This window comes from Vulcanisaeta sp. EB80 (assembly GCF_002078205.2).
The window spans coordinates 1-7,539 of record NZ_LCWN02000087.1; the positions used below are offsets into that span (position 1 = coordinate 1).

Sequence of the window (7,539 nt, forward strand, 5' to 3'; positions counted from 1 at the left end):
TCACATCGATAGGAATGCCCAATGGTGTAGGGGTAACCACCTTAGTCTCAATCTTACTCACAGTTTTTGCTTTACTCATCACATCACGCCATAATGCTTAATTTAAAAGCATTTTTCACAGGAACGACTATGGGGCAGGAAGCCTCATAATTGCCCAGCAGCCAATCTATAAACAGGGTCGCTTATGACATACTCGCCATCCCTCTCCTCAATGATTCCCAATTTAACCAATGTACTTAATAATTGCGACATCGTGACCAGGTTTATACTCCTTCCCTCATAATCCTCAAGCCTATGCTTGATCACTCTCCATGGTGCTGGTCCTTGGGCAAGTGTTCTAAGGATAATGGCATACCTAATTAACCCTAAGAGGCCTCAGCCACCAACAGAAATAAACACTACAAATGATCAAGAAAACCAAAACAACATTTAGGGCACCCCAATTATTTGGGGTTCCCTAAATAATAAGCATTTAGCCCCCAACACATGAAATACCGAGTATGAGAAACAAGAAAAGCATAAAAATCGTGGTTAAACCTAATTATCGGCCCCGTAGCTCAGCATGGACAGAGCGGCGGCCTTCTAAGCCGTAGGTCGTGGGTTCAAATCCCACCGGGGCCGCCAAATTTTGGTCTTGTTTCTGAAACATTGTGGCATGATTAATTGCATTTTAATAATAACATCATCACATCAACAAAGGCTAATAAACCAAGACTTGTAGATATTAGAGGTCAAGGTAATTAAGGATTATCGTTAACGTTGAAGCTAACGACGAAGATTAAAATCCATTGAGCATAAGTGCGGCGTAGCTTTTAGCACTCACGTTACGTAAGTCCTTCAATTGCAATTATTAGGGGAAAACGACAAAGGTGAACTGCATTTTGTTTTATGTGTTGCTCACTATTTTAGTGCTGGTGAAATCATTATTTTAGGTCTATGTTTTGCTTTCATAATATCGATATTAAGCATTAAAAATTATTATAGGTAAACGGTTATAAGTCCTAGCATGGATAATATCAATATTAATGCTAATACTATGGAAATTATTCCATAGCTTACAACCCTATCCTTTAGCATAAATCCGCTAGCGATCACAATACTGATTATAACTGCAAGCCCGAAGATAAACAGTCCAATAAGGTCCAATTGAAGGCCTATAGTTTTACCGGCTTTAATTACGTATTTAATATTGAAACTAGTTATCTGAAGGCAAGAGGCTAAGATCTCATGCGGTGGGTCGCCTTTAATTAGAGCATTTAATGTGCATGTGGCGTTTTCGGGATAATGCGTAGGAAGTATGATACAGCCTACTAGGGAAATTGCGACACCCACTATAGCTAACCAGTATGCAATTTCTCCATAAATCTTCGATGCTAAGTATGTGGGTGATTGCGATGCCATTTAGATCACCCCCATTATGGTGGGTAATGCCTGCTGTATCAATCTAAGGCCAGCTATTATCATTACTGCAATCACCACCCACCTGATGATTCCAGCCTTTAATTTAGGCATCATTCTTGTACCAACCTGGGCACCAATAACTACGCCTAGTAGACATGGAATTACGAAGAGGGGTATCATTGCACCACCATTTATGTAGACCCACATAGCTGCAGTGTCTCCAATACCAATCACAGTAAGGCTTGTGGCACTCGCAACCTTCAATGGTAGGTACATGACCAAGTTATACACTGGCACCATGGCCCAACCGGCACCGAGTCCAAACATGCCTGATACCAACCCAACACCTACAAAACATAGCATACCCCATTGTGTGTTAACCACCTTGTACATCACAGTCCTGTTCAGGGAGACTTCGAAGTATTGCGCATCTAAACCAAGGGTGTTTGCTAATGCATCGTGTTTATTCTCCGGTGCATTAGGCCACTCAACTCTTTTTCCCTTTATCACGAATAAAAGCGCTATAAAAAGGACAAGGATTCCTAAACTGAACCTTATAAGGTTCTTACCAAGATTGCCTAACACAGCGGTTATGTGCAATCCAATTATTGAGCCTATTATCGCAAATATGGTGTATGGTATTGCTGAGAATAAAGCCAACCTAAAGTTCGCAATATTTCTACTCAAGTAGGGTTTTGATGACATAAGAGAGCTCATTGTAGCTATGGCGAGGCCCGTAGCCCTCACTATGTCGGGATTTACCGTAGTGAATGCCATCATTAATGGTGTGAATAAAACACCACCGCCAACGCCAGCTAGCACCGCCACAAAGCCAATTAATATACATGCAAGGAACATCAATAATAGAAATACCACTGGATTATGCAGATTAAGTATTTGGCTGATGGTAACTAACAAATCCTTAAAACTAATGGTAATTAGATCGATCATCGTCACGCATTAGAATAAGAGTTTATAAACTTTGTTTTCCAAAATCCCATAATTTAAAAATAAATATTGATATAACATGGGATATACTTATAAAAGAATTACTATGAGTGAAGATGCTTAGAAAAACTTAATTTTAATTATACTTAAGTATATAAAAATATCGTGAAAAGTATTATTTAATTATTCAGTTAAATAGTTACGTAAGCGCCACAATATGATTAGGGATATGATTAATACAGAAAAGGCTATTATATGCCTTGTTAACATAGGGATGAGCAATATATGCCCCTTATTAAGCCCTGAGAGAAGCATCCTGGTTGCAAGATATGAGAATACTGATAATAAAATGACCTTAATGCTTGAACCACGTATTCGTGGTAATACCCTAGATGCTACATATGCCCCCGGGGTTATTCCTAAGACAGAGGCTATGGCCATAAAGGGTTGTATATAACCAAATAACCAATAAAGTGAGCCACTTGTAGCCGCTGTTACACCAACTAATAAATTGCTGGTTGCCGAGGCCACCTTGAGTGGTAATGACGCCGCCCAATATAGGGCTAATATGTTTATTGGACCACCACCTATGCCCAGCAAACCTGACATTAAACCGCCAAATAGCATTATGAACCACGCCTTAACTAAGTCTTTTCTATACACTTTGTAGTTCATATATGCCTTAAGTGTTACATCAAAGAAAGAATCCTCTATAATTACATGATCAATACTACGCTCTGATACAGCTGATATATTAACCGTGGATTTTCGTTTAATTGTTAAGAACATAGTCATGAACATGACTAAGCTAAATATTACATAGAGAATCCAGCTATAGCCCTTGCTTATTGCATGGAAGGCGAGAAATGAGCCAACTATGGCACCTGTTGTTGATGCTGGAGCTAAAAACATTACTACCCTAACATTGGGCAATTTCGACCGCATATACCTAGAACCACTCATTATTGACGTTGCCAATGCCGATATGAGACTAATACCTGAAGCATATTGAATAGGTAACTCCTCAAATATTGATGTTATAAGAGGCGTTAATATAACCGCACCCCCTAAACCAAGTAAGCCACCTAAAAAGCCAGCTATAAGACCGCATACAAATATTATCGTAAAGATTATTAGGAATTCTAGGGTGAATATCATATTATCACCTTATCACCTAGCAATTAACGAAATACTAATAGAGGTAATACAAACATCGCTATCATAAGGTTTGCAAGTGTTATTAACGCCAAAACCGTATACAGCACATCACGTTCCAAGGCAAACCTAACCAGGTTTATGAAAACCATGATCACTGGAATGGCCAATAACACCAATAGGCCTAGGAGCATTAAACTTAGCCCTCCAAGTCTTTCTGTGCCATCTAAAACATAGAGTATAGTTATCCTGCTAGTATTAACTTGACTTGATGGATCTAGGATTTTATTTAGTGGTATGTGAAGACCAACACTTCCGCCATGTATAAAGAGCATTATTAATCCAAAAATCATTAATGCAATGCTTATCAGAACTCCGTATTTAAGAATACTACTGGTAATGTTTATGAATTTCATTTCAATCTTACTAGGGCTCTCAGGTTGAGCCATATAGAGATTTATTGAGTTATCAATGGTTTCTGAGTACTTATGAGAAAGTACGAAGTAAAGTGATGATATGATTACTGAAGCAAACACGACAGCGATAATGGTTCTCTCAAACGAGGTTATGGGCAATATACCCTCCCTACCAAGCCCCCTGAGGATCATCCTAAAGCCGAGATATGCGAGTACCGCCACGAAGACCCACCTAATTTGCCTATTGGTTATGTACATAAGGATCCTCGTACCTATTCTCGAGCCTAACAGCACGCCTATTGCTGTGCATGTCGCTATGAAAGGGCTTAAGTAACCAAAGAACCAGTAGAGCGAGCCACTTGTTGCTGCTGTCACTCCTATCATGAAGTTGCTCGTTGTTGTGCTAACCTTCATTGGCAGGTTCATGGCCCAGTCCATACCGAGAACCTTTAGGGCGCCACTACCAATACCAAGCAAACCACTAATAAAACCAGCAAAGAACATTATCAACTCGCCCAACCACCAACGAACACCCCAATACCTATACCAAATCTTGAGCGCTGGATCATAACAAACACCAAAGAGTCTAAATATCCTCGTTGTTCTATCTGGATCCTTTGGTGGTGGTAATTCACACGTGCTTCTCTGCACGGTGGGTATTATCGATGTCACCAGTATTAGGCCGAATATTACGTATATTATCCACGTGAGGTGATGCGTGTACACGTAATTAGCGGTTAGTGAACCAATTATTGCACCGGTTGTTGTGGCAGTAGTTAGGCTAATACCTATCCTGTCATTGGCAATCCTTTTCTTAACATAAACGCTGGCGGAGCCTGCCGACGTGGATATCGTTGAGACTAGGGACGAACCTGTGGCATATATTATTGGGACGCCGAGGAATAAGGTGAGGACGGGAGTAAGTACAACACCACCGCCCAAACCAGCCAGTGCGCCAAGGAGACCTGCCATGATGCCCGCAAGTATTAACTCGACCATCCTCACAAAGTCCATCAATATCGGTATTAACATAACGGTCAGTCAAAAATGTGACGATCATGACTTATAAACTTTATTTCACATATTTCACGATTAATTTAAAAATAATTTAATATAAGTGCATTAATTCTAATTAATATATTTCAATAGAAAATTAAAGATATATAGTTATATGCATGAATTAATTGCATATAATATTAAATTTAAATTTTAGATTTATAGATATTAGGGCTCTAAGTTTTCCCTCCGGAGACGGTGGTCTCGCCACCGTCTCCTTCTCGACGGTCTCCCCGACCCCTCACCGCAGCGGTTCATCATTAGTCATCAGGAGTTCCTTACCCTACGGGTTTCGATAGTACTTAGAGAGTAGTGGTATTACATGACGTACAGCTAGTAACACACATACCACTGCCGCAGTCTTAAGCATTCATACTCTGAAGCCCCAGAACTTCTTGGTAAACCTCCTTAATGGGCGTTCCTAAACCTTGGGAATTATTAAAGCATAGTTAGATGATGCCGGGTTTCAATCCCTTAATTATACCAAGGTAATAATAATCCTCGTTTGCTTCTATTATAACTAGGTTCTCATCATCCCTTAAGGACTCAAGTACTGTGTTTATAACGAGGTATTGCGTGTATGAAGGCTTTCGTAAATCACCATGTTGCACCCACCTCCTCAACTCATTATAGAAATCCACAACCTCAGTAACTAGGAACTTCGATGCCTCATTTAATGCCTTATCTATCGTCCTATCATCAGGGAACACAGCCTTAAACCTATTAATCATGGCGTTTCCACCCACAACCTCATCGTAAGCCCATGCTATGTGGTCAAGCACGTGCCTGCATATGAGGTGGCCCTGGAAGACCCTTAACACATTTATTAAGAATGCAATGTAATCAGTGATTAGTTTTGGGTCCTTATCCAACGTCTTATCCATTAATCTGCCAATACGTATCTTCCCAAACTCATGATTGTTTAAGTACTCCCTAATTTTAACAACGTTGTTTCCAATCACGTATATATCCAGTATGTAAGCTGTTGGTTCAATCTTACCATTACTTACCCTTATTAACTGTTCCGTGGGCACCACATGAATTCTCACGAAGACATCGGCCCTCTCCCTAATCAGTGAATTAGGCTCGTAGGCTCTAACCTTCACTATCGCATTGTCAATGATTCTACTTAACAAGTCCTTATTCATCAAATTAATATATGTAAAGATTATTAAAAGCATTACTACACATTGATTATGTAATCACCATCAATAACACCTAAATATGTACAATGATATGTACAATCCTCACTAACCATGAGTATTATAATCACCTTATTGCCTAACTTCTCGGTCAAATCCAACAATACCTTATGGGTAGGGCTTCCATACACATTGTTACGATTATGTAACATAGCTAAGCAACTTTATGTATTTACCGAGACTGCATTCGTTAAATTAATCTTTTTCTATTCCTTTCCTTCCTATGGCTTTAATGCTGCATGATTTTTAATAAATCCTCAGGTGTTACGTTAGCCTTGCCTGTCTCGACCATAGCCCTTATCGCCCAGTAATAAGCCGGTATTTGGTATGCGTAGTCCTTGCCGATCCAGGGCTCGCTCGGTAGCTCGGATAGTCGCCAAACACCTGGCGGGTTTATGTTAATCGTTATGTTGTTTTCCAGGAGTCCGAGGGCTCCCTCGACAGCGTCCGGCTGGCCCGTGAAATCCCCGAGCCCGTAATCCCTAGCAGCGACCCTACCCTTTTCAATGAGCCACGCCAACGCCTTCTCGACACTACCGAATCCGCTTGATTCCGCATGTCTCCTGAATGTCTCCTTAACGCGATTAATCGCTCTATCCTGGAGCCACGCTTTCACGTTCCAATTATAACCCGTGATAATTATGCCGAGCTCTCTAACGTTTCCGCCTAATAAGTTCCATAGTAGGTCGAAGTCCACGTCCTTAACCCCCGTCTTCATTACAATCTCATCCACAACCTCCCTAAACGCCCTCTTCGGCAGGTTCCAAAGTAGGTACGGGGTGTATCCGCCCTTCGAGCCCAACCTATCGAGTTCTCCTGATGCCGCATTATCGCTGACTGCGAAGATGACCTTTACCCACAGTCTACGTGGTACGTATTCGTGAACTATTTTATCCGCTATTGCGTTGGCAGCCGCCATTAGTGCGTCTTGGTCGTGCTTACTCACGTATTTGTCGATGTCGTCATAAACGACGACTACCTTCTTATCACGAAGGTTGTACCTCTCGATTATTTTTATAACGGAAGTAATGATATCCCTCAGGGCAATGATTATGCCGAGGTACGTCGTGCCTATGGTTAGGTTATTTAGCGATTTAGATAGTTCATTAGCGATTTCACCGATCACGCCTTCATTAAGCTCAGGTATGCCTAATTGTAGGTCGCTGAGTATTTTTTCACTGAATTCGTAACGGATAAATACGAAGTTTTCGAATCCCCCCACTTCCTTAGCCCCCTCAACTAGTAGCTTTAGAAGCGTAGTTTTACCTGCACCGCGTGGACCGTATATGGCTGCTATGCCTGGGTATCCCAATACCCTTTTAATGAACATGGCAGTTTCCTGCTCCCTATCGCTAAAGTGG

Annotated in this window: 8 protein-coding genes and 1 tRNA gene; 1 reads left to right on the top strand and 8 read right to left on the bottom strand. The window is 40.9% G+C overall.

The genetic code is table 11. From position 1 onward, the window contains the following. Window positions 1-144: 144 nt before the first annotated feature. Window positions 145-360 (bottom strand): hypothetical protein, encoded by a 216-nt coding sequence (locus B7L70_RS13595; RefSeq protein WP_369907351.1) that lies wholly within the window; start codon window positions 358-360, stop codon window positions 145-147. Window positions 361-546: 186 nt separating this feature from the next. Between B7L70_RS13595 and B7L70_RS11210 the strand changes: the two genes are divergently transcribed. Then, window positions 547-624, top strand: a tRNA-Arg gene (locus B7L70_RS11210). A gap of 354 nt (window positions 625-978) precedes the next feature. Here the strand turns inward: B7L70_RS11210 and B7L70_RS13065 are convergent. The 7 genes from B7L70_RS13065 to B7L70_RS11235 form a co-directional block, all read right to left on the bottom strand. After that, window positions 979-1,401 carry a hypothetical protein gene (locus B7L70_RS13065; protein WP_143701637.1) on the bottom strand — a complete coding sequence of 141 codons (423 nt, stop codon included), beginning with the start codon at window positions 1,399-1,401 and terminating at the stop codon, window positions 979-981. Then, window positions 1,402-2,352 (bottom strand): sulfite exporter TauE/SafE family protein, encoded by a 951-nt coding sequence (locus B7L70_RS11215; protein WP_081228267.1) that lies wholly within the window; start codon window positions 2,350-2,352, stop codon window positions 1,402-1,404. A gap of 180 nt (window positions 2,353-2,532) precedes the next feature. After that, window positions 2,533-3,507: a sulfite exporter TauE/SafE family protein gene (locus tag B7L70_RS11220; protein ID WP_081228268.1), complete on the bottom strand. Its 975-nt coding sequence runs from the start codon at window positions 3,505-3,507 to the stop codon at window positions 2,533-2,535. Window positions 3,508-3,530: 23 nt separating this feature from the next. Further along, window positions 3,531-4,952 carry a TSUP family transporter gene (locus B7L70_RS11225; protein ID WP_081228269.1) on the bottom strand — a complete coding sequence of 474 codons (1,422 nt, stop codon included), beginning with the start codon at window positions 4,950-4,952 and terminating at the stop codon, window positions 3,531-3,533. Window positions 4,953-5,425: 473 nt separating this feature from the next. After that, window positions 5,426-6,124, bottom strand: a complete 699-nt coding sequence (locus tag B7L70_RS11230; RefSeq protein ID WP_081228270.1) for a hypothetical protein — start codon at window positions 6,122-6,124, stop codon at window positions 5,426-5,428. A 35-nt stretch (window positions 6,125-6,159) separates the two neighbouring features. Continuing rightward, on the bottom strand, window positions 6,160-6,330 hold the full coding sequence (locus tag B7L70_RS13600) for a hypothetical protein (RefSeq protein ID WP_162009169.1): 171 nt from the start codon (window positions 6,328-6,330) through the stop codon (window positions 6,160-6,162). A 77-nt stretch (window positions 6,331-6,407) separates the two neighbouring features. Beyond that, the coding region (locus B7L70_RS11235; RefSeq protein ID WP_143701638.1) for an ATP-binding protein at window positions 6,408-7,539 on the bottom strand (1,132 nt) is incomplete at its 5' end.